This window comes from Brevundimonas sp. UBA2416 (assembly GCF_002343105.1).
Taxonomy (GTDB): Bacteria; Pseudomonadota; Alphaproteobacteria; order Caulobacterales; family Caulobacteraceae; genus Brevundimonas.
In genome coordinates this window covers 111,506-112,121 of record NZ_DDRM01000029.1, presented here as the reverse complement: position 1 = coordinate 112,121, position 616 = coordinate 111,506, and the positions used below count along the sequence as shown (strand labels likewise).

1 pseudogene is annotated in these 616 nt (G+C 73.7%); it reads right to left on the bottom strand.

The window, feature by feature from the left end:
* Positions 1 to 535, bottom strand: a pseudogene (locus B3E43_RS09890) (dehydrogenase); the annotation flags it as partial.
* Positions 536 to 616 lie beyond the last annotated feature (81 nt).

The following is a 616-nucleotide window of genomic DNA, read 5'->3' as shown; positions in this document are numbered from 1 at the left end:
CGCCGCCGCCGAAGCCGCCGCCATCCGAGCGGCCGCCCATGCCGAGGAAGCCGGTGCGGCGCGAATCCTCGGCCGGCTTGATGTTGACCCGCCAGGCCTGGGCGCCCGTTCCGGCGTCGAGGGCCGAAACGGTGGACTCGCCGTCCAGCACGAACACACGGCCGTTGTCGGCCACGACCGGGGCCATGACCTGACGCGTGCGCGACGAGCCGGCGCCGACGCCGCGACGCCAGGCGACGGTGAACTCCGCGCCCGCGATCACGTGTTCGACGGCGTTCTCGGCGTTTCCGCCCGGCTGGGTCCAGGCGATCGCCGCCTGGGGGCCCGGAATGAAGAAGTCACGACCCGACAGGGCGGCCGACGGGACCAGCGCCTGTTCGAACTCCAGCACCGAGATCCGCTGACCGTCGGTGGCGGTCGCCTGGGGCGAGTTGTCCCGGCCGAGGCCGAACGGCAGCATGCCCTGCACCGTGCTGCACGAGGCGAGGGTGACGGCCAGACCGCTGAGCAGGGCGACTTTAAGCACGCGATTCATGGGGTACGTCCTGAAAGCGGTGATCACGGGCGGGTCGGGGCGGCGGGGGCCGCAGGGGCGGGCGGGGCCGGCGGGGGGGGG